Source organism: Crocosphaera watsonii WH 8501 (genome assembly GCF_000167195.1).
In the GTDB taxonomy this organism is placed as follows: Bacteria; Cyanobacteriota; Cyanobacteriia; order Cyanobacteriales; family Microcystaceae; genus Crocosphaera; species Crocosphaera watsonii.
The window spans coordinates 189,572-214,645 of the sequence record NZ_AADV02000004.1 but is presented as its reverse complement, the minus strand read 5'-3'; the positions used below and the strand labels follow the sequence as shown (position 1 = coordinate 214,645).

Here is a 25,074-nt window from a genome sequence, read left to right as displayed (position 1 = left end):
ACCTGATAACTGATAACTGATAACTGATAACCCAAAAAAAAAGCCCCAAAGGGGCGATCTCAGCTAGAATTTTTCAATCATGAATTGTCATTATGAGACTTTCTAAACTAATGCAGCGTTTAAATCCGACGCTGGAGAATTCTGTTTATCACTTGTTTGTATAGTTTGCTTTTTATCAGTCAAAGCAGTAGTAGAAACAAATTCTTCCTCTATTTCGTTATCGTTTCCGTCACTTATAGAAAGACGTTCACAAGGAATGGTATCTGAAAGAATGGCACTAGCCATCATTCCTGTATGGACTTCTAGTTGCGCCTGGGGTAAAGCTTCAAACACAAGGCGTTGTCCTGGAAAAACAACTCTCTCAAAGTACCAGTTTTCTATGTTGGTAATGCGAGCAACTTGGATCTGACTGGTAGCGTTTACATAACAGCAAAGTAGTACATTTCTTTGCCCAGTGGGGACGGGATCAAGGATCTGAGCCATAATAATTGAGGCAATTTAGTTTCTGATTGTTCATTTCTCCCTTACCCTAACATCGAGCGATCCCCGTTAGCTGTAATCAATATTACAATCAATACTTTTCCTATACACCATCTCATGCCATCACACTCTTATGCTATAATGCGAAGTCTGTTCTGAAGTCAAAATTTCGAGTATTCTGACTTAAGCAAAAAGCCCTATTATTCGAGCTATTAGCCGAATCGCCCCCCTAAATTTTCGACGGGTTAGCTGGTAAAAATATCCCCAAGGTTAAGAGATATTACAAGTTTTAAGTTACCCTTATTCTGCAACATAACTTTACAAAGACGGGGATCGCCCAATTGACGGGAGTTCTCAATTATGTGTATCCATATTTCAATTGAAAGTTTGGGGAGACTGGGGAAGTGTGGGGACTATTTACATTTTTATGTTCACTCCATCAGACCCCTTCTGTGACAAAAATTGATATTATATATAAAACATTGTAAATAAATATTACGGTTTCATTAATGTACTTATACTATACCCTGGGATTTATCGCCGTCGTCTTAGTCATAGGTGTTGTTGTCTATCTTGTAACACCTCGCAGTTATGAATCATCTGACACAGTAGCCACTTCTTACGACGAATGGACTCAAGACGGAATTTTAGAATTTTATTGGGGAGAACACATTCATTTAGGTCATTATGGTTCACCACCAAGAAGCAAAGATTTCTTAGAAGCAAAAGCTGATTTTGTTCACGAAATGGTCAAATGGGGTGGTTTAGACAAATTACCTCGCGGTACAACCGTTTTAGACGTTGGCTGTGGTATTGGTGGCAGTAGTCGGATTTTAGCCAAAGCATACGGGTTTGAGACAACAGGAGTTACCATCAGTCCCAAACAAGTACAACGGGCCACCGAATTAACCCCCGAAGATGTTACTGCCAAATTCCAGGTAGATGACGCTTTAAATCTCTCTTTCCCAGATAACAGTTTTGATGTGGTTTGGTCCATTGAAGCTGGTCCCCATATGCCAGACAAAGCTAAATATGCCCAAGAGATGGTGCGAGTTTTAAAACCTGGTGGCCTTTTAGTAGTAGCAGACTGGAACCAACGGGATGACCGTCAAAAACCCCTGAATTTCTGGGAAAAACCAGTGATGCGTCAACTCTTAGACCAATGGTCACACCCTTCATTTTCCAGTATCGAAGGCTTTTCTGAACAAATCGCAGCCACAGGATTAATCGAAGGAGAAGTTATCACCGCAGATTGGACAAAAGAAACCCTACCCTCTTGGTTAGAATCCATTTGGCAAGGAATTGTTCGACCCCAAGGTTTAATTAAGTTCGGTTTCTCAGGATTCATTAAATCTTTAAGAGAAGTTCCCACTATGTTATTGATGCGATTGGGATTTGGTGCTGGTTTGTGTCGTTTTGGAATGTTCCGCGCCATTAAATCTCCTTCTGTTTCCCAGTCAACCCAGACTGCAAAAGGTGAAACAGTAAACGTTTAAACAATTTTGTATCAGCTAATCAACTAACATAGATTTGAAAGGACTAGGGACTGAATCAAGGTTTTTCAGTCCCTTTCCCTTAGCAAGTCTTGAAAAATATTGTCCTCAAGGAAGGGTAAAAGTATGACAATGTTTGGTTTTTTGGGTGGTACAATCATGTCCGTTGACTCTGGTTATAAGGTTTTGCCTCATCCCAAACCGGATAAAATTTATCCTCGATTAAGTGATGCTAAATGGTTTTTGGCGGTGAGATGGTGTGATACCCTTCCTACTCCGGCCGGTATTATTAATAACACTGGAGAATTAGCTTTTCTTAATCAATTTGTTTTGACTATGGGAGAAAAAAACTTTATTCCTCAACAAGATAGATTAAATATATTTACTCGATGTATGTCTCTCTTACCTAACGAAACAGTTAACTATGAATTGCCAAATCAAAACCGCATTTTAGAAATACGAGGATTAGAAATCGATGCTCGTTACGGTAAAGTTGCTCTAGTTAGGGAATTATCCAAAGAATCGACTACAATTTAAACAAAGATATTATGCAAGACGAAATTACAATCATTGGTGCTGGTATTGGTGGTTTAACTTTAGCTGCTGCCTTAGAAAAAAAACACATCCCTTTTCAACTATACGAACAAGCAAACTCTTTTGAAGCCTTAGGATATGGTATTCAAGTTAGTCCTAATATTGTTAGAGTATTATGGGCATTAGGTCTAGAAAAAGAGCTAGAAAATATATCTCATCGTTGTTTAGGTTTTGAGTTGCGATCGTTTAACTCCGATAATATTTTAGCAAAATGGCAAATTGATAATAAGATACCCTATTATCAATGTAGAAGAGCAGATTTGCATCAATTATTATTCGATTCTATTGAAGATAAAAATAGAATTCATTTCTCACAGCGTTTGGAATCATTCCAACAAAAAGATCATAAAATATCCCTCCACTGGCAAAATTCTCAACCCACAACCACCACTGCATTAGTTGCGGCCGATGGGGTTCGTTCTCAGGTTAGGCGATCACTTTTTCCTGGAAATAAAGCTCAATACGCTGGTTACGCTGCTTACAGGGCAATTTTACCCTTTAAAGACAAATATCGTCCCTTATGGGGTAAAGCAACGGTTTGGATGGGGGAAAATCATCACGTGGTGGTCTATCCTAATGGTAATCAAGAAAATTCAACCCCTTGGCTTAATTTGGTCTTAGTAGTCAAAGATGCCAACTGGAATGAACAAGGCTGGAGTATTCCGGCAGATAAGCAAGCAGTTGCGCAAGATTTTGTCAATCAATCAGAGGAACTCAAAGAAATTTTAGAGGATATGATAGCAAGTCCCGAACCTTGTTTTAAATGGGGCTTATTTATCCATCAACCCCTACCCTATTGGTCACAAGGTAAGGTCACCTTATTAGGGGATGCGGCACACCCAATGCTTCCTTTTCAGGCCCAAGGTGCAGCTATGGCCATAGAGGATGCTTATGTATTAGCTGAATATTTAGGGAAGGAAAAGGAGATAGAAAAAGCTTTTATTAAGTATCAACAAACCCGTCTTAAAAGGGCTACAAAAGTGCAACAAGTCTCTAGAAATAATGCTGATATTTTCCACGCATCAGGAGTTAAAGCACTGATTAGAAACTTTGGTCTCGGTTTGGTTTCAGCTACTGTTCCTAATTTACTTAATCAAAAAACAGCTTGGATTTACGATTATGATATACTGTCAAATTAAGTTAATAACTTTCCCATATTTATGGTCAGAAGAAACATTCATAACTCGTAGGGTGGGTTAGGCGCACGGTTGATTTTGATGAAAACATAATAAGTTTTTATCTATGCCGTAACCCACCGTTTTAGGTATGTAGTCTATTACCGTTATCCTAAGACATTCAATCTCTCAATATTCTTTGTATAGCGCAATAGCAACATAATCGATGCTTGAAAGCATACCTTAAGATTAGTTATTTAGTTTTTGTCAAGTCTAATTTATAAATATTTACAGATAGGTTGTTTGTATTAACTTAATTTTCAAGCATCATCAAACCATTATTTTAGAAAAATGAAGATTGTTGTACTTTGCCGGTTAAAATAATTAAAATGTTGCTTTTTATAGCAGTCAATAACTAGCAAAAAAGAATCACTAAAAAACATGAGTGAAATTGAAACAGGAAGAATGTTATTGTCCCACAATTTTGATATCTCCAATGATATCTTTCCTGAGTTAAGTTTGCAGGAGTTTACCCAAGTCTTTATTGATGGTTTGAGTCAATATGATGGGGTGAAATGTCGTCAAGTAAATCATCCTCATTGGATGGTAGAAATTTTGTTTCCTAAAAATAGTTTTTCTCCTCCACAGATAGGAGAAATATGTGCAGATGCTTTAGTTAGTAAGCGTATGAGTCATAAAAATAAGGATGATAGTTTTCCTGATATTTTGCTCTTAGCTGGAGTAAAGACAACACCACCTTTAAGTAATTCTCCTGACACATTACAAACTGGGGAATGGGGAGTTGATGTAGTAGAAACTGCTTCGGCAGAAAGGTTTTTAAACGAGTTAGGATGGGAGGAAAAAACCGCAGGGAAAACTATTGATGATGTCTTTAGAGTTGAAAGATTGAAGTCTTAATTTTTTCGTCCTAACCATAATGCCTATTGCTATAGCAAACGTTATTTTACTTATATTCTTTTGTACCTTTTGGACAACTAAAGTAACGTTTTTCATTTCTTACAGTCATAACTGGTAAAGGTATATCTTCAATTTTGGCAACGGGATCATTAGTGATGCAAATAACCTTGTTAGAATTGTATTCTAGCCCATGGAAATGAAATATTCCTATAACTGCTGGAGTCCATGGATTAGTTTTTTTCGGAAGACCATAAGTTATGATTGTAAAATTATCAATTTGATGATAATCGTAGGCGAAGTAATCTGAAAAAGGAGTTTTAGCATAGTCTCCATTAGAGGAATTAAAATGTCTTTCATACAATTTTAGAGTTCTTTCCATTGTTTCTAAGTCCGTTGGGATTCTACGTCTCAAAGTTAAATATTTATGTTGAGAACGTAATATACGCTTCATTTCCATTGGTAAAAAATGAACTACCTTTTGAGGAATCAAATATTTTTGATAAGTAAGATATAATAGTCCCGTAGAAAATAATAAAAGACTACTGATCATTAACTTCTTTAAAAAGTAATTTTCCGGTTTTTGCTCTTTTTGACTATTAACTTTTAAAATTAATTGTAATTGTTCGTAAGCTTGACGAGATGATTGTATTCGCTTTTCTGGAATAGGATTAATTAATTGATCTAACCAAGCGGTTAAATTAGGACTTAATTCGATTTCATGACTGAACTGTAAACGATTATTATGTAGCAGATCCGATGGATTTTTTCCTGTTAATAATTGGAGCAAAGTTGCCCCTAGAGCGTATAAATCTGAGGCCGGTATTGCTTGACCCCATAATTGTTCTGGAGGTGCATAACCATTGGAGCCAACAATAGTAAATGTTACACCTTCTTGTCGTGTTTTATCTTGAACTGCTCCAAAATCAACTAAATAGATATGACCATCTTCTCCCAAAATTAGGTTACTAGGTTTAATATCTCGGTGAATAATAGGAGGATTTAACTCATGTAAATATATTAAAATTTCTAGAATTTCTGAAGCAATACGACACACCTGTTTATCCGTCATTTGAAGATTTTTATCTAGCCATTGTTTTAAGGATATTCCAGGTATATAATCTTGTACTGTTACCAACCAAGTCAAGTCAGATTCTTCTTTTTTATCTAGGGTAAAATAATCTCTATAATGGGGAATTCTCTCGTGTTCTAATGTTTTAATAACTTGCGCTTCTCTTTCAAATAATTTAATCGCTTCCCAACTAACATTTGAGTTAACCGCTAACAGTTTAATTATTACTTCTTCCGTTGGGGATGTCTGTAAATCAATTACTTTCCATGTCTTTCGACCCGCATATTGACTTAATTTTTCCTTTAATTGATAGCGTTGATTGAGAATAGTGTCAAGAGTTAACATAATAATTATTGATAAGAGTAATTAGGTTCAAATTTCAACAGCGTTACTATCTTGAAAGGTTTCAATAGTGTATTTTTGAGCTATAGAATTATTAATTGTTTCTAAACGATTGTTTAGATAATGACTTACCCATAACTTTTCTTGATGGGATAGGAATAAATAATATTTTTCTTTTCTTTTTGATTTCTTTTCCTGAATAATTAAATTGTTAAATTTGTCAATGTAAAAGAATTGCAGTTGAGAAATATGGTAGGATTTTGTTTGTGAAAAATTAGTGAAACTTTTTGTTAGTCTAACTAACTTATAATCTGAATATATATTGATATTATAGTGAGTAAATCGACCAACTTTTATCAAAAATAGACTACTCAAATTATTTATTAAACGAGAGAATATAGGATGAGAGAATATTCTATTAAATACTTGTTGTATCCTCTCCAATAACTTATTTATTAATTTCAATTCTAGCTTAAACAAAATCAACACTAGGTAAGAACAAAATAGATAAATACCTATAAAGATAGAAATACTCAAGAAGCTTCGCAAAATCATCAGAAAAAAGATCATTGCTATTTGGGGAAGATATGTCTTTTTAAATTTTCTATATAATTTTCTAGACAAGTATCTTATTTTTCTATACCTTTTCTGAAAATTGTAAATAATAAGTAGGCCAGGTGACAGAATTATATGAGTAACAAACAAAAAATGAAAAATTGCTGTAACCGTAATAATAAAATAACTAAATACTTGAAACATATTCAAGAAAAATAAGACCAAGCTTACTGTTATCACAGTCACCAAAATAATTCCTGATATTTTCAGCAAATCTAAAACAAGAGTTGCAATCTTGGGAATTAAATTTTTGGCATTAAAAGAGAAATTTAATAGTTTTCCAGGAATGGATAGAATAGCTTGATGAGAAGATTCTTGTATTTGTATTTTACTCTCAAAAGGTAAAACAACAGGATTTAAACTATCTTTGGGTAAACGTTTAGTATTCAGAGAAATTAACGCCTTTTCTGCGGATTGAAAACGACTGTTTAAATCAGGATCGATTAAGCGATTAATCCACTTAATAAAAAAAGCGTCAATACTCAGGCGATCGCTAAATTGAATTCTTAAATTATCCTGGGGTAAATTAACAGGAGAAACCCCTGTCAGTAAGTGAATTAAAGTCGCCCCTAAACCATATAAATCAGATGCAGGAACAGCTTTTCCCCATAACTGTTCTAGGGGTGCATAACCAGTTGTTCCCACAACAGTAAAGGTAACACCCTCAATAGCAGCAGCATTTTGAACCGCCCCAAAATCGACTAAGAAAATTTGCTCATCTTCAGTAAAAATTAAATTACTCGGTTTAATATCTCTGTGTAAAATAGGCGGAGAAAACTCGTGTAAATATTGGAGAATTTCTAGAATTTGAATAGCAATATTATTGACCTGTTCTTCTGTAAAGTGTTTTCCTTCTTCTAAAAACTGTTGTAACGTTTTCCCAGGAATATACTCTTGAACTAAGCCAAACCAGCAAAGACTCTCCTCTGCCTTCTTTTCTATAGTAAAATAATCGTAGTAACTGGGTATTTTAGGATGGTTGAGTTGTTTGAGAACATCTCCCTCCCGTTCAAATAATTTATAATCATCCCAGTGCATCTCGGGATGAAAAGCTAATAATTTAACAATAACAGATGTATTTTGAGATGAAATAAGATCCGTGACCAACCAAGTTTGACGACCCGCATTATTGGCCAAACATTGAGTTAGTTGATAGCGATCGCAAAAAATTTGTTGAGGTTGCAACATAGGGATAATATCCCTTAAATTTTAAAGTCATAGTCAGTATTCCCAAAATTATCCCCAATCCCAACACTACCGAAAAAATATCTAGGGGTCAACGGCCGTTGACCCCTACAAAGTCATATTTACCCAAATGTAAAGTTTGAAGAAGAAAATGGGCAACTTAAGTATGGACCATATACTCAGTTATCCCCAATAATTCCTATGAGAGATAAAATTGTTGCCCTCACAGATAATCTTAGTCGCACTATAGTAGGTAAAGAAAAGCCCATTCGTCTTGTTATCGTCGCTTTATTAAGTGGGGGACACGCATTACTAGAAGATGTCCCAGGTGTGGGGAAAACCCTCCTAGCTAAGTCCTTGGCCCGTTCCATTAGCGGACGCTTTCAAAGGGTTCAATGTACCCCTGACTTACTCCCCACCGATGTAACCGGAACCAATAGATGGAACCCCAATAGTCGAGAATTTGAATTTTTACCCGGCCCTGTATTTGCTAACGTCTTACTAGCTGACGAAATTAACCGTGCTACTCCTAGAACCCAGTCTGCACTGCTAGAAGTGATGGAAGAAAAACAAGTAACCGTCGATGGAGAAGCTCGTCAAGTCCCTAAACCCTTCTTTGTCATCGCTACTCAAAACCCCGTAGAGTCTCAAGGAACCTTTCCTTTACCCGAAGCTCAAATGGATCGCTTTACAATTTCTTTAAGTATGGGTTATCCTAGTGAAGCCGAAGAACTGCAAATGTTACAAAAACAACTGCAACAAGCTCAGGTTGAGGAACTAAAACCCTGTATTTCCTTAGAAGATGTACAAGAGTTACAACGTTTAACCAGCTTGGTGAAAGTCGCTCCATCCCTACAGCAATATATGCTCAGTGTTGTTCGAGCAACCCGTAGCGATGATGATATCAGTTTAGGGGTAAGTCCTCGGGGAACCGTAGCTTTACAACGGGCAACCCAAGCAGTGGCATTCCTCGAAGAAAGAGATTATGCTACCCCCGACGACGTTAAATTTATCGCCCCTCACGTCCTCTCCCATCGTCTCATCGTCTCCAATGGCCGTCAACCTCACGCCATCATGGAACGGTTATTGCGATCGCAGGTAGTAGAACCCGAACTAATGGCGGCTTAGAAATTTAAAATTTTATAACATACCGCAAGGAATTTGGCAAGATTCCTTGCAATTTCTTTACCCAATGATTAAAATAGTTTACATAAGTTTACAAGAGGCTCAGAAATATGAGTAACACGATCATCGAACTTCTTACCATCGCTGTCATTGCTATGGCCTTCAGAAGTAAACCATCTCAGAGAAAAGCTGAGTCGGAGATGATTCCCATACCTGTAAATGATCAAATAAGGAAAAGTTAAACTATGTTAGAAAAGTTAATCATTTTTTTACAAGACGAATTAAACATTCCGGCCGAAGAAGTTAATTTAGCCTTACGGCACACCCAGGCTATCCCTGCTCAAGTACCGATGCAGTTATGGAAATACGGCCTTATTGATATCACTCAATTAGAACAGATTTTTGATTGGTTAGATTAATATTGCTTTTTAACAGCACAGAAAACTAAATTTAATTTAATTCTTGCCTTCCCTCTAATGCTCTAGCCAAGGTGACCTCATCAGCATATTCTAAGTCACCTCCCATAGGCAAACCGAAAGCAATACGAGTTACTTTGGTAAACGGTTTAAGTAATTGACCTATATATAGGCTCGTGGTTTCCCCTTCCACCGTGGGACTGATAGCTAAAATAACCTCTTTGACTCCTTCTTGAGTCACTCGCCGCACCAGGGGTTGAATATAAAGCTGTTCTGGTCCAATACCGTCCATAGGAGACATGACACCCCCTAAAACGTGGTATTTTCCCCTATATTCTCGGGTTTTTTCCAAAGCAATAACGTCACGAGCATCTGCTACGACACATATTGTTTGTGAGTCACGGTTAGGGTTACGACAGATATCACAGATAGGCTGCTCAGAAAAATGGAAACAAACTTTACATAAACCCACTCGCTTCTTCGCATCAATTAAAGCTTTAGCGAGGGCTTGAATTTCGTTATCAGGCCGTTTAAGAATATGCAAAGCCAGACGTTGGGCTGTTTTTGGTCCAACCCCTGGCAACCTTTGTAATTGTTCGATTAAACGAGCTAAAGGAGGTGTATAGATAAGGCTTTTCTCCAAATTTAACTAAATAAATAAAAGGTTAGAGAACATTAATTTTTGAATTTAGAGTTTACTCATCGGTTTCTTTATTATCTGTTGTTGGTTTTTTCGGTTTATCTGTTTTTCTAGGAGGTTTTTTATTTCCCCGGGGAGGTGCTTGACCATCAGCAGTTGCCTTAATAGGTTTCTTATATCGTGGAATCTTCTTGGTGGGGGGTTCTAGGTCTTTATCCCATCCCCAACAGTTACGAGAGGGGATAAATTTAAAATTCCCTTGAACAAACCAACGAGGGGGTAAATCTTCCTTAGCTATTTTGGGGTTAAAGCGGAAAGGTTTAGCCTCATCCTCTCGTCGCATCAAAACCGGAAGATGAGAAGCTTTAAATTTGCCTTTGGGATCATTGGCATTTTGATTACGATAGACAGAAATCACTGGGGTTCTGACTTGGGGGACAAACTGCCAAACCCCTCTAAATTTGAATATGCCTGGTTGTTCTTCCCAAGGGTTTTCATCTTCCCAGGCAGCTACTTGAAAATAAATTTGAGGATCTTTGCGAGGAATCATTAAACATTTGGGATAGACTCGCAAAAATAAAGTTTTGTCGGGGTTAGCCGCCATTTGCTTGAGCCAAGCTTGATAGCGATAACCAGCAATAAATAATTTATAGCGTTTTCCCCCTAAACGGAGCAAAAAGTTCCCCTCCTCATCTTGTTCCGGTTTCCCTTTCAGGGTTCCGATCGCTTGAAAAAGAGTAGGATTTTCCTCAATTTCGGGTTCAGGGGGTGAAGTTTCTTCGGATTGAACGGGTTGTGAGACCTCAGTAGTGAGTTCTTCAGGGGCAGACATTTTGGCGTTTCCCAATGGTATTTGGTGGTTTATCTAACGAAATTTATATAAATCATAAACCCCTATTTAGAATAAGTCTAGGGGTGTTATAATGAATACTTTGACCATAATATCGTTAAACCCCGAATAATAGATATTTAGGAGATTAATTATTCATTAGAAATTATGTATTGTTTGGGCTTAATAAGTGGCACTTCCGTAGATAGTATCGATGCTGCCTTAGTAAAGATTACTGGAAAAGAATTAGATTTAAACATTGAACTTTTATCTGGGATTAATCATGATTATCCAGACAAACTTAGAGCAACCATTTTGGAAGTGGCAGGGGGAAAACCCTTATCAATGGAAGCTTATGCCCAATTAGATGAAGCAATTGCTTTGTGTTTTGTCGAAGCAGTCGATAAAATTAAGCAGAACCATCCTAACATAGAATTAATTGGCTCCCACGGACAAACTGTTTATCATCGTCCCCCAAACCAAGAAAACATCGGCTATACCCTACAATTAGGCAGAGGAGAAATAATTGCCAATTTAACAGGAATTACTACCGTTAATAATTTTAGAGTCGCTGATATAGCAGCCGGAGGACAAGGCGCACCATTAGTATCTAAAATCGATGCCTATTTATTGAGCGATCCTGAGAAATATCGTTGTGTACAAAATATTGGTGGTATTGGTAACGTCACCTATTTACCAGCAAAAAAAGAAGATAATTGGCAAAAAAAGGTAATGGGATGGGATACGGGACCAGGTAATATGTTGATTGATTTAGCTGTCCAAAAATTTAGCAATGGGGAAAAAAACTACGACAAAAATGGAGAATGGGCAGCCCAAGGAAATCCATATTTAGAATTAATTGAAAAGTGGTTGAAACATGATTTTTTCCAGCAGCCGCCCCCTAAATCAACCGGTAGAGAATTATTCGGAGCAGACTATTTAGAACAGTGTTGGCAAGATGCACAGAAATATAATTTACCAGAAACAGACTTTTTAGCTACCATAACCGATTTAACCGCAGCTTCCATCGCCCATAATTATCAACAATTTATTAAACACCCCATCGACGAAATTTTGTTATGTGGAGGAGGCTCCCTTAACCTATACTTAAAAAAGAGGATTCAAGCTCATTTCCCTGGCTCAACCGCAGTCAGAACCACCGATGAAGTGGGGATGAATAGTGATTTTAAAGAGGCGATCGCCTTCGCCATCTTAGCCTATTGGCGATACGTGAGTAAGCTTCCAGGAAATTTACCCCAGGTGACAGGAGCAAAACAAGAGAGATTACTAGGTGATATTCACTATCCCCTCTAAAAAATGTTAAGGGCTGTTAGTTTTCTGTAAATATAGGGAAATCTAAATTAGAGAAACCTAAGAGTGATAACCGTTAGAGGAGTCAATCAGAAAAATAATCTTTTCTGAACCTTGAAACCGGACAAACTTGCCTTTAATTAGGCTTATCAAATCGACTTGATTTTTTCCACCATAGGATCTCAAATTTTATCGTTAAGGAGATTAAGGAGTGGTATTTTGGCTCATAGCTTTTTAATAGAAGCCGGACGCTGGACAATTGAGGGAAACTGGCTCGAACGCAATGAAATGCCCCTACCCGTCAAAGGGAAAAGTATCGTGGCTTGGAGTAATGATAATTGGTTCACCATGGTAACAAAATTGGTATTTCCCCAAAGCGATCGCCCCGAAATTGCCTTTCAATATCGAGGACACCTTAGTGGAGAAGAACGAGAATATACCTATGTTCTTCAACAAAGTGTCTTAGGGAAAGTAGAAGGAGAAGGATGGATCGGACCAGACTCCATTATTCAACGCTATTGGGTTTTAGGCGATGGCCAACGGCGCAGTGGCTTTGAAACCTTTTACCGCCTTAATAATAATACTTATCATTTCTCTGGAGGTCTGCTCAGAGGTCATTACCTGACTAGCACCATGGAAGCGATATTTGAACGTCAATTGTGATTGTAATAATCTCCCTTGAAACCCCGTTTTTCCTAAGTTTTAATTCTTATCTTGTTCTCACTATTAATGAATCATTATGAATCCCCCAGTTACCATGAAAGAAACTCATCAACGTCGCTTATTAGCTAACCGCTATCAACTCATCGATATGGTTGGGAGTGGGGCGATGGGTCAAGTGTATCGTGCTGAAGATAAACTACTTGGTGGTGTCACCGTTGCGGTGAAATTTTTGTCTCAAGCTTTGCTCAACAGTAAAATGCGCGATCGTTTTGAACGAGAGGCAACGGTTTCTGCCTTACTAGGGGAAAAGAGTAATCATATTGTGCGAGTGCGAGATTATGGGGTAGACGAAAAAGAAATCCCCTTTTACGTCATGGAATTTCTGAAAGGGGAAAGTCTCAGCAACGTTATTAAGTTTCGTCCCTTAAACTTGGAAAGATTTTTAAAGATCGTCCGACAAATTTGTTTTGGTTTAGAATGCGCCCACAAAGGCATTATGTTTGAAGGGGAAATGTGTCCCATTATTCACCGAGATATTAAACCCAGTAACGTTTTAGTCGTCCAAGATCCGGCTTTGGGAGAGTTGGTGAAAATTCTGGATTTTGGTATTGCTAAATTAATTCAGTCAGGGGAGGCACAAACCCAGTCATTTATGGGAACTTTAGCCTATTGTTCCCCAGAACAAATTGAAGGCAAAGAACTCGATAGTCGTTCGGACATCTATAGTCTGGGAGTGATGATGTACGAAATGCTCACGGGAGAAATGCCCATTTTCCCCGAAAATTCCTCTTTTGGGGGTTGGTATGAAGCCCATCACTACGCCAAACCCAAACCCATTCCTGCTAAATTCCGTCTTCCGTCAGACTTAGAAAGCTTGATTTTTCAATGTATGGCCAAAGCTCCTGGTGAGCGTCCCCAAACCGCCACAGACATTTTAAAGAAATTAGAAAAATTAGAATCGTCTCCAGCAGAATCAGAACAAGAAACTTTAGTTGCTAAGCCAAAACCACGGACTGATAAGGCTATTAAGTCCACTAAGCCCACTTTCAGAAAAACCTCTCCTAAAGGGGATGATATTTGTTTAAAAATGACTTGGCCTGAGGATAAACCTCAACAGAAAATTGTTTTTCCTCACGTTGTTCGAGCTTCTGAAGGGAACTTTGCCAGTCTTTGGGTGATGCTCAATGAAGAAGATATTGCTAATCGTCTCTCGAGTATTCGTTACAATCAGTTTGTTTTTATTACCAATCCTCATCCTATGATTTTGTGGATTACCTTACTCTACCATCGTGAACATGGACCGAGATGGTTACCTTGTTATTTAGACCTCAAAAGTTCATCCGGTCAACGGTTTGCTCGTTTATTGGGGGAGTCGGGTTACTACTGGATTTTGTTTTTTGCTTTGGAAAAAGGCAAGAAATGTCAGCACGTTTTAACTACAAGTATTGCTGCTGATCAATGTCAAAATCTACAACAATGGGCTGATAAAAGTCAACTGTTGCCAGGGGGTAAACCGCAAATTACCAAACGAATGTTAAAAAAGGAATTTGAGAAGTTAAAACCCACCATTGAAAATAAGCTCAAAGCGTCTTACACTACCTCTCGGAATGGTTCTAGTTTATAACAGGTTATAACAGGTTATGAATTCTGATATTCAACGAAAAGGGTTAAGCATTTTTTCTTTGCTTAACCCTTTTTATATCTATCCTAAAGGCTAGTTATTAGCTCCATTGGGATTATATTCGGCAATTTTGATGTCCACTGGCTTAACATTCCAGATTTCACTGCAATACTCAGCAATGGTGCGATCAGAAGAGAATTTACCCATTCTGGCAGAATTGAGAATAGACATTCTTGTCCAGTTTTCCTGATCCCGATAAGCTTCACTAACGGCATCTTGACAGTCAACATAAGCTTGATAGTCAGCCATTAACATATAGGGATCATCGTTCATTAACTGTTCCACAATAGGCCCGAATAACTCGCCATTACCATGACTAAAGTGGCCGCTAGAAATGCGATCGATTACAGCCTTTAAGCTACCGTTGTTGTGGTAATACTCACTAGGAGAATAACCCTGGGCTTTGCGATCGTAAACTTCGTGGGCCGTTAAGCCAAACAAGAAGAAGTTTTCTGGGTGCGCTTCTTCGCGGATCTCAATATTGGCTCCGTCTAAAGTACCGATGGTTAAGGCCCCATTCATAGCAAACTTCATGTTACCCGTTCCAGACGCTTCTTTACCTGCGGTGGATATTTGTTCCGATAAATCAGCAGCCGGATAAACCCTTTGACCCAAAGAGACGTTAAAGTTGGGCATAAATACCACGTTTAACCTGCCTCGAACATCGGGATCGTTATTAACCACATCGGCCACAGCATTGATTAACTTAATGATCAATTTAGCCATGAAGTAACCCGGGGCAGCTTTACCGCCGAAAAGGAAGGTACGGGGAACGTAGTCAGCGTTGGGGTTTTCTTTGATGCGGTTGTAGAGGTTAATGATTTCGAGAACCATTAAATGTTGCCGTTTGTATTCGTGAATACGCTTGACCTGCACATCGAACATGGTGTTGGGGTCAATCTTAATATTACGATATTTCAGCAGATAATCGGCTAAACTCTGTTTATTTTGCTGTTTAATCTCCCGCCATTGTTTACGGAAGGCGGCATCGTCGGCAAATTTTTCCAGTTTGCGCATCTCATCCAGATTCTTTAACCAACCATCCCCAATTTTTTCCGTTACTAATGCCGATAGTTTGGGGTTGCTTAACAAGATCCAACGACGAGGGGTGACACCATTGGTTTTATTGAAGAATTTCTCGGGCCAGAGTTTGGCAAAATGCTTGAGGGTATCTTGTTTGAGTAACTCGGTATGTAAGGCCGCTACTCCATTGATAGCATGGGAGCCTAAACAAGCTAGGTTAGCCATGCGGATCAATTTTTCCTCTCTTTCCTCAATTAAGGAAATATTGGTAATTAAATCGTCGTCACCAGGGAAATAAGTCCGTTGATCTTCTAAGAAGCGATGATTTAATTCGTAGATGATTTCTAGATGTCTGGGAAGTAATTCACCGAAAATACTCACTGGCCAGCGTTCTAGGGCTTCTGGCATTAAGGTATGATTGGTATAGGCTAGGGCTTTGGTGGTTATTTCCCAAGCTTTCTCCCATTGATAATTATGTTTATCCATCAATAGGCGCATCAACTCAGCTACTGCTACGGCCGGGTGAGTATCGTTGAGTTGTACGGCAACTTTGTCAGCGAAGTGATCTAAGTTGTTGTGGTTACGCAGGTGAATACGAATTAAGTCTTGTAGAGAGGCAGAAACGAAGAAATATTGTTGTTCTAGTCGTAATTTCCGACCGGCTGGGGTGTTATCGTTAGGATAAAGCACTTTGGAGATGGTTTCTGCATCCATCTTTTCTTGCACCGCGCGATCGTATTGTCCGGCGTTAAAGGCTTCAAAGTTAAAGTTTTCGCTGGCCTCTGCTTTCCACAGTCTTAAGGGGTTGACAGTGTTGGTGTCGTACCCAGGAACCGGTGTATCGTAGGGAACGGCTAAGATGGTGCTATCAGCCACCCAGAAGGTTTTGGGGTTACCATTTTCGTCGTGGGTGTGTTCGGTATGTCCCCCTAACTTGATTTCTACTGCATCATCAGGACGGGCGATCTCCCAAGGGTTCTCAAACCGTAACCAGTTATCAGGAATCTCTACTTGCCAACCGTCTTGGATGGTTTGGTGGAAAATACCAAACTCATAACGGATACCATAACCAATGGCCGGCATGGCTAAAGAGGCTAAAGAGTCCAGGAAACAAGCAGCTAAACGACCTAAACCCCCATTTCCTAAACCTGGATCTGGTTCTTGTTCGATAATATCCTCGAAGTCGATCTTCATCTCCGTCATGATATCTTTCATGGTGTCATAGATCCCTAGGTTAACTAGGTTATTACCTAAATGACGACCCATGAGAAACTCAGCAGAAAAATAAGAAACTATCTTAACTTCTTCTTTTTTGTAGGTTTCAATAGTTTTTAAGAAGCGATGGAGTAAGCGATCGCGGACTGTATAGGACAGGGCCATATAATAGTCCCGTAAAGATGCTTTAGAACGATCAACCCCTTGAATATAAAAAAGATGATCCAGAAACGCCCGTTTCAGGGTTTCTTTGTTCATTCCTGTACGATCATCTTCGATTTTAATGTTAGTTTTTTCGGGACTGGTGCTAGTGTTCTTGACTTTCGGCGTTAATGTACTCATAAATGAATCCTTTTGGGGCTATGCAAAACTTTTCTATAGATTTCAATAGCAATCCTGGCACCATCAGCAATGGGCAAAGTATCAGGAAAAAAGCTAAAGTTTATTTGATTTTGAGGCTTTAACTTTTACAGATTTCCTTAACTTATAATGTGTCGTGCTATATAGGCCAGCATATACCATTGTGAGGCGTAATTAGATGGCTTTAGTTACGCTTTCTTGACAATTGGTTTCCCGTTTTTTGGATATAATTACACTCTAATCATAGAATACAAATTTGATTTTTATCTATTTTCTTTAGCTTTATTTAAGGTCAACGAGTGATTGAGTTAAGTTCTTTTCTGCTGAACTCAAAAAATGGTTTGTGTTTACACTCAGTTAATATTATTCTTAGCAAAGTTAAGCATATTTTCAGCTTGATTAATAATTTCTATAGCTTCTTGCTCTGTAATATTAGGATTAAGATTTTTTCATATAATAATTCCTTCTCGGTGAATATTTAATAATAAGGGACTTTTTTTCATACTTAAATTGTTTTTGACTGACATAAACACAACTGACTAAGTCCCCATATTCTATACACAAATCAGAGATCAAGTCAATTGTTTTTTTATGTTTTTCTTGGGGAGGTTTAGCAGTCTTAAGTATGACTAATATATCAATATCTGATTCTAAGGTTGCTTCCCCTCTTGCTTGAGAACCAAATAAAATCAAATTGACTAGATTTTGTTGATAAATTTCTTTAAATTGTTTGTTAACTTGAACTAAAATTTCTTCTAGCTTTGGATGTTTACCTGTATCTTTTAAAGTTGTATTCATGTTTAAATTAATCTCTAAATTATTATTATTTATATTTTTAATTCTCATTCCAAGGAACGAGGAATATCCTTAACGTCTTAAAGATAACACAGAGAGCTTAACGAAGTCAGAAGTCAGAAGTTCCTCACTACGTTCCGGCGCTATCGCACAGAAGTTGTTTTTGAAACAGAGATTTATACTCCGCTTCAAAAACTATGCGCCTTAAAAGGCGGGGTTTTAGACCCAACTATTTTCGATAATATTATTATGCCCCTACGAACATTTTAATGATTAAATCTTCAATAATCTTTTATCATGTTCACCTGTTAATAACCAATAAACAGGTGCAACTACTCCAAAAGGTTTCCAATGTTTGGGATCTTTTATTACACCCCAATGAGAAAGAGTTTCATGATTAATGTAGTGGATATGATCGACATTAGGAACTAACTTACCATCCTCTTCTAAGAAACCAAAAGCAGAACAAGCAAAGTAAGCAACATCACAATTTTTATATTCAATTAAATCATCCAGTGCATTAACTGTTTGAGGAAAAAATATCTCAGCAAACTTTTCTAAATTTTTTCGATACTGTTGTAATTTTGGAGTTTCAAACATAGAAAATACTAAAGCAATTCTTTGTTGATGTTCTGCTAATATATGAGGTTGTAAATTTTTCAAAGCATTAGAAATTTGTTCATCTTCTCGTGGTAAGTTTCCATCTACTAAAAGAAGTATTCCTTTATCATTAATTCCGGTTGTATCTCGTATAAAATCTGTTAAATTTTTACTATTTGCATTTTCATTATTTGATAATACATTAAAATAATATTCAGAGTAATCACGAAATACAACCGGAATTTTCTTGATATTATCGTTAAATAGATTACGTGATTTCATAGAATAAGTATAGTAATAAAAAGGTATTATAGCTATAGTAGTTTGAGTACGACTAGGCTCAAATTGCGATTGACTTAACAAAATATATTCTGTTTGTTCAGCTAAATATTCACTGTTATCATTAGCAGGAGAAATAGATTCCAAAATCGTATTTATAACAACATTAGTAAAATAACCAAAAGTAGCTAAATATGTAGTTTTACCTGAAGCTGGGCCAATAATTGCTATATTTCCACTCAATTCTTTATTAGTTTTTTTAGTTTTCTTTCGTTTTCTTCTGGGTGGTATATCAGGAGTAACAAATGTAGGTTTACAACGAGGAATATTAGAGACATTTTCTGTATTATTTTCAGACGCTATAGGTTCAACGGTTTCTATAATTGTCTGCAAATCATCTAATACTTCTTGTGCAGACTGATAACGATTATTGACTAAAGGTGCCAGCATTTTATTTAAAATATTAGCTAATTCATCACTAACCTTACTCCCTCTTTCTTCCCCATATTCCCTCCACTTTAACTCACCATCTACATATAACCAATCATTAAATTTATTATCCTCAAAATCTTCTCTAAAACATCTTGTGAATAACCGTACTGCTGTCATTCCTAGACAATGAACATCACTAGCAAAAGTTGCTTTACCTTGTATTTGCTCAATGGCCGCATATCCTCTAGTATGAGAACCAAAACTTCCTATGATTTTCTGATTATCATCAAACTTGATAGATGAACCAAAATTAATCAAAACTAATTCACTTTGTTCATTTAATTGTGATTGTTTATTATAAGAACGACGCATAATGTTATCTGGTTTAATATCTCCATGAACAAGATTATGTTCATGAAGATAAACCAAAACAGCAAGTAACTCTTTTAATAACTGTCTCAGTTGAATTTCATCAAAAGTTTCCTCTTCCCAAACCTCATCATATAAATTTTTACCTTCTATAAATTCCTGAACTAAATAAAAAGCATGATTGTGTTCAAAATAACCATATAAATGAGGTATTTGAGGATGACTTAACTCAGATAAATATTCTGCTTCTTGTTTAAATAATTCTTTTGCTTTCTCAAAGTTCGGAGCATCAACAGGATAAATAAACTTTTTAATCACTCTTAATTTATTCAAACAGTCTATATCTTCAGCAAGATAAGTTCTTCCAACTCCTCCTTCTCCTAGCTGTTTAATAATACGATAATGTCCACGAAATAAATACTCTTTACTACTTTTATCTAAATCTTCATGACATCCATGACATATTTTATTGTTGTCAGGATTATCAGGTTTGCTACAATCAGGATTAAGACAATAAACCATAGTAATCAATTTCAAAGATGCGAAAATATTTTATTTTTCATTCTAGCTAAATATTTCCTTAGGGTTGAACCCTACAACATCTATATTTATAGTCTAAGTTCATTAAAATAGTATTAAAATAACTGATAAATTAACTCAATTCATGAAAATACTTCTAGTTGACGACGAAGCAGAATTAACCGAACCCCTATATCATGTTTTATCCCATGAAGGTTATAACGTAGATGTAGCCGATGATGGACAAAAAGGTTATCAATTAGCTTTACAAAATACTTACGACCTGTTAATCTTAGATTGGATGTTACCTGGTAAACCAGGCCTGTCTATCTGCCGAGAACTGCGATCGCGAGGAAAAACCACACCAGTCTTATTCCTCACAGCTAAAGATACTCTTGATGATCGGGTAATGGGCTTAGATGCGGGTGCAGATGATTACTTAGTCAAACCTTTTGAGTTAAGGGAATTAATGGCCAGGGTTCGAGCTTTGTTGCGTCGCTCTCCTGCTCTAGAAAATGTTGCCACAAACCCCTTAAAAATAGGAGACTTAGAACTCGAGCCAGATAATCAAGTAGCCTATCGTCAAAGCAGAATAATTAATCTCTCCGATAAAGAAGTCAAACTGTTAACCTATTTTATGGAGCATCCCCAACAATTATTGACCCATGAGCAGATTTATCAGTTCTTATGGGAAGACTCGGAAAAACCCAGTAGTAACGTCTTAGCAGCCTTAATTCGTTTGCTGAGACGCAAAATTGAGGAGGAAGGCCCCCTAATTCACACAGTATATGGTAAAGGATATCGTTTCGGGGACTAATAATCAAAACTTTTTAGAAAAATGTAGGCAAAATTAATATTCTGTAATAAGATGAAGACAATATATAGAATTGTAGTACCAAAATAAAATAGGGGGTGAGGGAAATGAAAGCAATAGGCAAAAATCCCAATACCAAAGTAGTGGACTTAAGCAAAGATATACTACTTCGTACTACTATCCCTTTAGACAACCATCCGGCCTTGCGATCTGGGTTTGCAGGTTATCCTATTAACCCTCGTTGGAATGTCAACAAAGTTCATGCTTGGAAAACTGGCCGTCGGTTGCGTCAAGCACTACAACAAGGGGACTTAATAATTCGTTCATCAGATTCGATGTTGGTTCCCAGCGATAAGGAAGAAGAAGGGATATTGGTAACTAAGGCAGCAACTCAACCATATAGGTGGATATCTTGCGCTGAATGGGTAAAACAACTGTTGAAAAACTATCAAACCGTTTAATAATTGGACTTTGGACAAAAAATTTTGTTAGCGTATATTTTACGCTAAACTAAAATCCCAAAATATCGGCTCTGTATCAGTCAATAAAATTGGCTGACAAATAGGGCTAATCTATAGATTCTGAGGAAAACTAAGGAGCTTTTAAGTTTTCAGTTGATTTTTTGCTCCCTTTCTTGATAACATCATGACGAGTTCGTGGGGCTTTTTTGTAACCTTTAATACGTCCGGAAGAAAAACCTCGACGTTTGGGAAATTTGGCGAAAGTCCCCAAGGTCGTAATTATTCTTGAAAAGTCTCTTTGAACTAGACTAGGGGTGATTTTGATGGATTTATTAGTCTTCAAATACTGTTCCCAATCACGGGGTAAAACCACAGCTAATTTTCTGGCAGCCCACAAATTTACATAAGAAAGAAGTGTTAGTTTAAACCAATTTTCTTCATGATGTACATCGGGAGTTAAATAAGATGTCATCAATAATCTTTGTTTACCAAATCGAAAAAGATGTTCCATGTCAGAACGTTGTCGATAACACTGATAACAATCAACTAAACTTAACTCATCGCGCCGAGAACCAATAACAATAAGCCACATAGGTTTCCAAATACTATTTCTTTCTTGAGCTCTGACAACAATCTGGAGTAAAGTAAAGGGGTGATTGTTCATTTTATAGTTTTTAGTTCCTCTCATTAACATCTGTTTCCATCCCGAAATAGTCACTGTTAATTGACGACCTTTTTTCGTTGTAAAGGGAACATGATGAACTTCATCAGGTTCAGTCCAAGTTTGGTCATCTTTAAGGTCAAATTTATCCCCATACCAACGGGGATGTCCCGAAGTTTTGGCTTGATTTGGGTCCCGAATAAATTGACGATAAAAAACTCGGTCACTTCTAACTCTTGTAATAGTAACTACGTCTTCATGCTTAACTTGTTCCCCAATAAAATCCTTTTGGCTGTAGTCACTATCAGCCACTAAGACAGATAATTTATCAGAAAATAAAGAACTTTGCCAGATTTTTTTTAGTTGTTGATTGCCTTGATTTACTCCTTTATGTTTAGAGGGGACTCGCTCTCCTGATAAGGGGACAGCCCAAGGGACTTTTTCTGTGTCTATTTGGTCAGGTAAAGCGCAGACAACGGAATAACAATGTCCAATATTAATGGGTTTATTTCCCTTAATTGGATTGGGGTAATGAATAAAGGTTTTATCCGCTAACGTTTCGGCAAACCGTCGTGGACAGGGAGTTGTGTCAATACCAAATAAGTTATAATGTTTTGAAGTGGGAGGAATTGTTCTCGATACCGCTGAAAATAAAGTCTCAATTCTCTGTTCATAATTAGGGTCAGTTTGAGTGGGTAAAAACTCTTGAATTCCTCTATATAAACTGTTATAATCTCTTCTAAATAAAGGATTGAGAGACAATTCAACGACTGAGTGAGCTTGTTGGTTACTGGAGAGGGCATCGAGTAATTCTATAATAGTTTCTTTTCTAGCTTTTAGTCCTTGGAAGAGGTTAGACCTCCACACCAGGAATTCCTCGACAGACGTAGCCGTTTCATTTTTGGTCATTTTTAAAATTTATTACCTTATAAATTAGCGGAATATATACGCTAACATCAAAAGAGGTTGTTTGTTACAGTTAAGGCTAATGTCATCACATTCCGAACTTAAGACCAGTCAAGATGTCCACCTGAGAGCCAAACAAATTAAGAGTCTAATTCGCTCTCTTAAACAGAAAATAAAGAAAATTGAACGGGAAGGGGAAGTAGCACCAGCTAATTGTCATATTATTCGTTATCAGGTTAATCGAAAGGGAACAATCTACTGGTATTATAAACTACAGTCTGCTGAATCAATTTTTCCTATGGCCACTAATAATGAGAAAAAAACCAAATATAAATATTTAGGACGAGCCGGAAGTTCTGCTCATATTGATGCTGTAGAAAAACTCACTAGAAGAAATCTCATTGATGAATTAGAACGAGTCATTCAATCTCTAACTGAAAGCTACTTAGATATCTATATTGGAACCGAAACTGAATGAAGCTATTTAATATTTAAAATCCCCTAAAAAGATGGAAAGAGAGTTTTTAAAATCACCTTAATTCTCTATTTTAGGGTTTGCTGAAAAAGTTTCTCCAAAATTTATGCCACTTTTGACCAAGAATTTTCTGACAAATCAATAAGTTTTAGTACATAAAAATTGTTTAAAGTATAATCAAAATTAATGAAAGGCGGTTTGACGAGTTCCCCTGTTCCATTATTAGTAAATAAGGACAAAAAAAGCGACAAAAACTGCCTCAGAAGTTTAGAAAGATTGACAACTAAAAATGTAATAGCAATAGATGTAATGGAGGTTTCAGGGAGTTTTGTCATCACGAGATTTAGGCTAAATCTTCGTTTAGCTTGTCCAAACTTTCCCTCAATAGCATTACGGAAGCATTCATCGGAGTGGGCTTGTTTCTTTTCTTCTTCACTGACATTTTTCGGAGGTCTTCCTAACTTCGGACCACTGATTCTTATCCCTCTTTCCTTACACCAATTTCTGTTTTCCCTAGTTCGATAAATTTTATCTACATGGACGGATTCGGGATAATAGCCAAACGTTTCTTTATACTTTTCTACTTGTTCTTTTAAATGACAAGATTCATTGAAGTTTTCCCAACTTATTTTGTCTAGAAACACATAGTTATCTACACAGCTTACTGAGAGTTTAGCTCCAAACTCTATTGGTTTTCCTGCTTTTCCCCTCACTATTGGACGAATATGCGGTTGAGTTAAACTTACAATTCTTTGAGGAACACTCTGGGTCTTATTCTCCCACATTGACTGTTGTTGTTCATAAACTTTTTTGATAGTCTCTAGACAATTTTTCTGTCTTTTACTCAGATTTTCCAGGGAAGCCCCAGCTTGAATTAAGTCTTCTATATTTCCTAAATTTTTCTTAAGGTATTTTAACTGTTTCCCGATAGCTTTTCTTCTTTCTTGATAAGATACTTTTCGTTTTTTAGCTACTTTTAAGTATTCCTTTCTAGCAATTATTCTAGAAGTTCTCGGCTTTTTTCTCAATTTTACTCTTAATGGTTTATAACGATTATCTATTATTCTTTCTGTCTCAATTCTGGCTTGATTTAATATGCCTAAATCCGTTGGGTATTTGATGTCTGCTGGCGCACAAGTCGCATCTAAAATTAGTTTACCTTTATTTTTTATTTTTTCTCCTTTTTATTGGAGACAATCCTTTTTTTTTACTTCTTTATCACTCTTGTCTATTTCTCTTTTTACTATTTTTTTATTGATTTTGTTTATCAATTCTCCATCAATTCTTTTCCTAAAATGAACTAGCATTGAAGATTCCAGTGGTGGCTCTTGTTGATAACAATTTAAACCTATAAAGTATTGTAGATAGGGATTTTCTCTAATCTGTTCTATAGTTTCTCTATCACTTGTTCCTAATTTTTCCTTAATAATTAATGTCCCTAATGCCATTCTAAATAGTTTGGCTGGCGCACCTTTTTCTGCTGAAAAAAGTTTAGCATATTCTTCCTCAAAATCATCCCAAGGTATCAACTCTGCCATGATTACCCAACGATTATTGGGGGACAATTTGCCCTCGAAAGGTAATTCAAATTTTTCTGGGGGCGGTAAAAGTTGCTCCTCTTTTCGATACATTTGTTCTTGACCAACAACTGGGAGGTGTTTCTACCAATTATAGCGGTTTGTAGCCGAC

The 25,074-nt window shown here is 37.0% G+C and carries 21 protein-coding genes and 1 pseudogene; 12 read left to right on the top strand and 10 right to left on the bottom strand.

Annotation, left to right across the window (positions count from 1 at the left end; all coding sequences use genetic code 11):
* Positions 1-102 precede the first annotated feature (102 nt).
* Positions 103-483, bottom strand: a complete 381-nt coding sequence (locus CWATDRAFT_RS09655) for a DUF1830 domain-containing protein (RefSeq protein ID WP_007304757.1) — start codon at positions 481-483, stop codon at positions 103-105.
* Between the two features lie 506 nt (positions 484-989).
* On the opposite strand from CWATDRAFT_RS09655, the gene CWATDRAFT_RS09650 reads away from it, so the two are divergent.
* From CWATDRAFT_RS09650 to CWATDRAFT_RS09635, 4 genes are all read left to right on the top strand, one after another.
* Positions 990-1,976: a methyltransferase domain-containing protein gene (locus CWATDRAFT_RS09650; protein ID WP_007304768.1), complete on the top strand. Its 987-nt coding sequence runs from the start codon at positions 990-992 to the stop codon at positions 1,974-1,976.
* A gap of 129 nt (positions 1,977-2,105) precedes the next feature.
* Positions 2,106-2,510 carry a hypothetical protein gene (locus CWATDRAFT_RS09645; protein ID WP_007310183.1) on the top strand — a complete coding sequence of 135 codons (405 nt, stop codon included), beginning with the start codon at positions 2,106-2,108 and terminating at the stop codon, positions 2,508-2,510.
* Between the two features lie 11 nt (positions 2,511-2,521).
* Positions 2,522-3,706, top strand: a complete 1,185-nt coding sequence (locus CWATDRAFT_RS09640) for an FAD-dependent monooxygenase (RefSeq protein ID WP_007304770.1) — start codon at positions 2,522-2,524, stop codon at positions 3,704-3,706.
* Positions 3,707-4,123: 417 nt separating this feature from the next.
* The gene (locus CWATDRAFT_RS09635; RefSeq protein ID WP_007304771.1) at positions 4,124-4,600 is read left to right on the top strand and encodes a DUF2656 domain-containing protein; all 477 of its coding nucleotides are present in this window, start codon (positions 4,124-4,126) and stop codon (positions 4,598-4,600) included.
* A gap of 46 nt (positions 4,601-4,646) precedes the next feature.
* Here CWATDRAFT_RS09635 and CWATDRAFT_RS31665 read toward each other — a convergent pair whose 3' ends face one another.
* Together CWATDRAFT_RS31665 and CWATDRAFT_RS09625 are read right to left on the bottom strand one after the other, a co-directional pair.
* Positions 4,647-6,014, bottom strand: a complete 1,368-nt coding sequence (locus tag CWATDRAFT_RS31665; protein ID WP_007304756.1) for a serine/threonine protein kinase — start codon at positions 6,012-6,014, stop codon at positions 4,647-4,649.
* Positions 6,015-6,041: 27 nt separating this feature from the next.
* Entirely contained in the window at positions 6,042-7,814 is a 1,773-nt protein-coding gene (locus tag CWATDRAFT_RS09625) for a serine/threonine protein kinase (protein ID WP_007304755.1), read from the bottom strand.
* 198 nt (positions 7,815-8,012) lie between these two features.
* Between CWATDRAFT_RS09625 and CWATDRAFT_RS09620 the strand changes: the two genes are divergently transcribed.
* The gene (locus tag CWATDRAFT_RS09620; protein WP_007304772.1) at positions 8,013-8,939 is read left to right on the top strand and encodes an AAA family ATPase; all 927 of its coding nucleotides are present in this window, start codon (positions 8,013-8,015) and stop codon (positions 8,937-8,939) included.
* Positions 8,940-9,181: 242 nt separating this feature from the next.
* Positions 9,182-9,355: a DUF2949 domain-containing protein gene (locus CWATDRAFT_RS32310; protein WP_007304773.1), complete on the top strand. Its 174-nt coding sequence runs from the start codon at positions 9,182-9,184 to the stop codon at positions 9,353-9,355.
* A gap of 31 nt (positions 9,356-9,386) precedes the next feature.
* Here CWATDRAFT_RS32310 and recR read toward each other — a convergent pair whose 3' ends face one another.
* Both recR and CWATDRAFT_RS09610 read right to left on the bottom strand, forming a co-directional pair.
* Entirely contained in the window at positions 9,387-9,995 is a 609-nt protein-coding gene (recR, locus tag CWATDRAFT_RS09615; protein ID WP_007304754.1) for a recombination mediator RecR, read from the bottom strand.
* Positions 9,996-10,047: 52 nt separating this feature from the next.
* On the bottom strand, positions 10,048-10,824 hold the full coding sequence (locus CWATDRAFT_RS09610; protein WP_007304753.1) for a hypothetical protein: 777 nt from the start codon (positions 10,822-10,824) through the stop codon (positions 10,048-10,050).
* Between the two features lie 165 nt (positions 10,825-10,989).
* On the opposite strand from CWATDRAFT_RS09610, the gene CWATDRAFT_RS09605 reads away from it, so the two are divergent.
* The 3 genes from CWATDRAFT_RS09605 (at position 10,990) to CWATDRAFT_RS09595 (ending at position 14,419) form a co-directional block, all read left to right on the top strand.
* The gene (locus CWATDRAFT_RS09605) at positions 10,990-12,135 is read left to right on the top strand and encodes an anhydro-N-acetylmuramic acid kinase (protein WP_007304774.1); all 1,146 of its coding nucleotides are present in this window, start codon (positions 10,990-10,992) and stop codon (positions 12,133-12,135) included.
* 216 nt (positions 12,136-12,351) lie between these two features.
* Positions 12,352-12,795, top strand: a complete 444-nt coding sequence (locus tag CWATDRAFT_RS09600; protein ID WP_007304775.1) for a hypothetical protein — start codon at positions 12,352-12,354, stop codon at positions 12,793-12,795.
* Positions 12,796-12,871: 76 nt separating this feature from the next.
* Positions 12,872-14,419 (top strand): serine/threonine protein kinase, encoded by a 1,548-nt coding sequence (locus CWATDRAFT_RS09595; protein ID WP_007304776.1) that lies wholly within the window; start codon positions 12,872-12,874, stop codon positions 14,417-14,419.
* Positions 14,420-14,509: 90 nt separating this feature from the next.
* Here the strand turns inward: CWATDRAFT_RS09595 and CWATDRAFT_RS09590 are convergent, their stop codons facing one another.
* The 3 genes from CWATDRAFT_RS09590 to CWATDRAFT_RS31660 all read right to left on the bottom strand — a co-directional run bounded on the left by CWATDRAFT_RS09590 (position 14,510) and on the right by CWATDRAFT_RS31660 (position 20,071).
* Positions 14,510-17,056, bottom strand: coding sequence for a glycogen/starch/alpha-glucan phosphorylase (locus CWATDRAFT_RS09590; protein ID WP_007304752.1), 2,547 nt, complete (start codon positions 17,054-17,056; stop codon positions 14,510-14,512).
* 456 nt (positions 17,057-17,512) lie between these two features.
* Positions 17,513-17,872, bottom strand: coding sequence for a nucleotidyltransferase domain-containing protein (locus tag CWATDRAFT_RS09585; protein WP_232287054.1), 360 nt, complete (start codon positions 17,870-17,872; stop codon positions 17,513-17,515).
* Positions 17,873-18,142: 270 nt separating this feature from the next.
* Positions 18,143-20,071: a serine/threonine-protein kinase gene (locus tag CWATDRAFT_RS31660; protein WP_007304750.1), complete on the bottom strand. Its 1,929-nt coding sequence runs from the start codon at positions 20,069-20,071 to the stop codon at positions 18,143-18,145.
* A gap of 142 nt (positions 20,072-20,213) precedes the next feature.
* On the opposite strand from CWATDRAFT_RS31660, the gene rppA reads away from it, so the two are divergent.
* Positions 20,214-20,885 (top strand): two-component system response regulator RppA, encoded by a 672-nt coding sequence (gene rppA, locus CWATDRAFT_RS09575; RefSeq protein WP_007304777.1) that lies wholly within the window; start codon positions 20,214-20,216, stop codon positions 20,883-20,885.
* 104 nt (positions 20,886-20,989) lie between these two features.
* Positions 20,990-21,343, top strand: a complete 354-nt coding sequence (locus CWATDRAFT_RS09570) for a hypothetical protein (RefSeq protein ID WP_007304778.1) — start codon at positions 20,990-20,992, stop codon at positions 21,341-21,343.
* Positions 21,344-21,473: 130 nt separating this feature from the next.
* Here CWATDRAFT_RS09570 and CWATDRAFT_RS09565 read toward each other — a convergent pair whose 3' ends face one another.
* A complete protein-coding gene (locus tag CWATDRAFT_RS09565; protein WP_007304749.1) occupies positions 21,474-22,913 on the bottom strand; it encodes an NF041680 family putative transposase in 1,440 nt (479 codons plus the stop codon).
* A gap of 79 nt (positions 22,914-22,992) precedes the next feature.
* Between CWATDRAFT_RS09565 and CWATDRAFT_RS09560 the strand changes: the two genes are divergently transcribed.
* The gene (locus CWATDRAFT_RS09560) at positions 22,993-23,388 is read left to right on the top strand and encodes a hypothetical protein (RefSeq protein WP_007304123.1); all 396 of its coding nucleotides are present in this window, start codon (positions 22,993-22,995) and stop codon (positions 23,386-23,388) included.
* A gap of 101 nt (positions 23,389-23,489) precedes the next feature.
* Here the strand turns inward: CWATDRAFT_RS09560 and CWATDRAFT_RS35650 are convergent.
* Positions 23,490-25,016: pseudogene (locus CWATDRAFT_RS35650) on the bottom strand (IS5-like element ISCwa2 family transposase).
* Between the last annotated feature and the right edge of the window lie 58 nt (positions 25,017-25,074).

What these genes read in the sequence shown, in the direction of transcription:
- CWATDRAFT_RS31665 (WP_007304756.1), bottom strand. Translation starts at nt 6,014, where the DNA reads ATGTTAACTCTTGACACTATTCTCAATCAACGCTATCAATTAAAGGAA.
- CWATDRAFT_RS09585 (WP_232287054.1), bottom strand. Translation starts at nt 17,872, where the DNA reads ATGAATACAACTTTAAAAGATACAGGTAAACATCCAAAGCTAGAAGAA.
- CWATDRAFT_RS09645 (WP_007310183.1), top strand. Translation starts at nt 2,106, where the DNA reads ATGTTTGGTTTTTTGGGTGGTACAATCATGTCCGTTGACTCTGGTTAT.
- CWATDRAFT_RS09590 (WP_007304752.1), bottom strand. Translation starts at nt 17,056, where the DNA reads ATGAGTACATTAACGCCGAAAGTCAAGAACACTAGCACCAGTCCCGAA.
- CWATDRAFT_RS32310 (WP_007304773.1), top strand. Translation starts at nt 9,182, where the DNA reads ATGTTAGAAAAGTTAATCATTTTTTTACAAGACGAATTAAACATTCCG.
- CWATDRAFT_RS31660 (WP_007304750.1), bottom strand. Translation starts at nt 20,071, where the DNA reads ATGGTTTATTGTCTTAATCCTGATTGTAGCAAACCTGATAATCCTGAC.
- CWATDRAFT_RS09595 (WP_007304776.1), top strand. Translation starts at nt 12,872, where the DNA reads ATGAATCCCCCAGTTACCATGAAAGAAACTCATCAACGTCGCTTATTA.
- CWATDRAFT_RS09610 (WP_007304753.1), bottom strand. Translation starts at nt 10,824, where the DNA reads ATGTCTGCCCCTGAAGAACTCACTACTGAGGTCTCACAACCCGTTCAA.
- CWATDRAFT_RS09570 (WP_007304778.1), top strand. Translation starts at nt 20,990, where the DNA reads ATGAAAGCAATAGGCAAAAATCCCAATACCAAAGTAGTGGACTTAAGC.
- CWATDRAFT_RS09605 (WP_007304774.1), top strand. Translation starts at nt 10,990, where the DNA reads ATGTATTGTTTGGGCTTAATAAGTGGCACTTCCGTAGATAGTATCGAT.
- CWATDRAFT_RS09560 (WP_007304123.1), top strand. Translation starts at nt 22,993, where the DNA reads ATGTCATCACATTCCGAACTTAAGACCAGTCAAGATGTCCACCTGAGA.
- CWATDRAFT_RS09655 (WP_007304757.1), bottom strand. Translation starts at nt 483, where the DNA reads ATGGCTCAGATCCTTGATCCCGTCCCCACTGGGCAAAGAAATGTACTA.
- CWATDRAFT_RS09635 (WP_007304771.1), top strand. Translation starts at nt 4,124, where the DNA reads ATGAGTGAAATTGAAACAGGAAGAATGTTATTGTCCCACAATTTTGAT.
- CWATDRAFT_RS09650 (WP_007304768.1), top strand. Translation starts at nt 990, where the DNA reads ATGTACTTATACTATACCCTGGGATTTATCGCCGTCGTCTTAGTCATA.
- CWATDRAFT_RS09565 (WP_007304749.1), bottom strand. Translation starts at nt 22,913, where the DNA reads ATGACCAAAAATGAAACGGCTACGTCTGTCGAGGAATTCCTGGTGTGG.
- CWATDRAFT_RS09640 (WP_007304770.1), top strand. Translation starts at nt 2,522, where the DNA reads ATGCAAGACGAAATTACAATCATTGGTGCTGGTATTGGTGGTTTAACT.
- CWATDRAFT_RS09625 (WP_007304755.1), bottom strand. Translation starts at nt 7,814, where the DNA reads ATGTTGCAACCTCAACAAATTTTTTGCGATCGCTATCAACTAACTCAA.
- CWATDRAFT_RS09620 (WP_007304772.1), top strand. Translation starts at nt 8,013, where the DNA reads ATGAGAGATAAAATTGTTGCCCTCACAGATAATCTTAGTCGCACTATA.
- rppA (WP_007304777.1), top strand. Translation starts at nt 20,214, where the DNA reads ATGAAAATACTTCTAGTTGACGACGAAGCAGAATTAACCGAACCCCTA.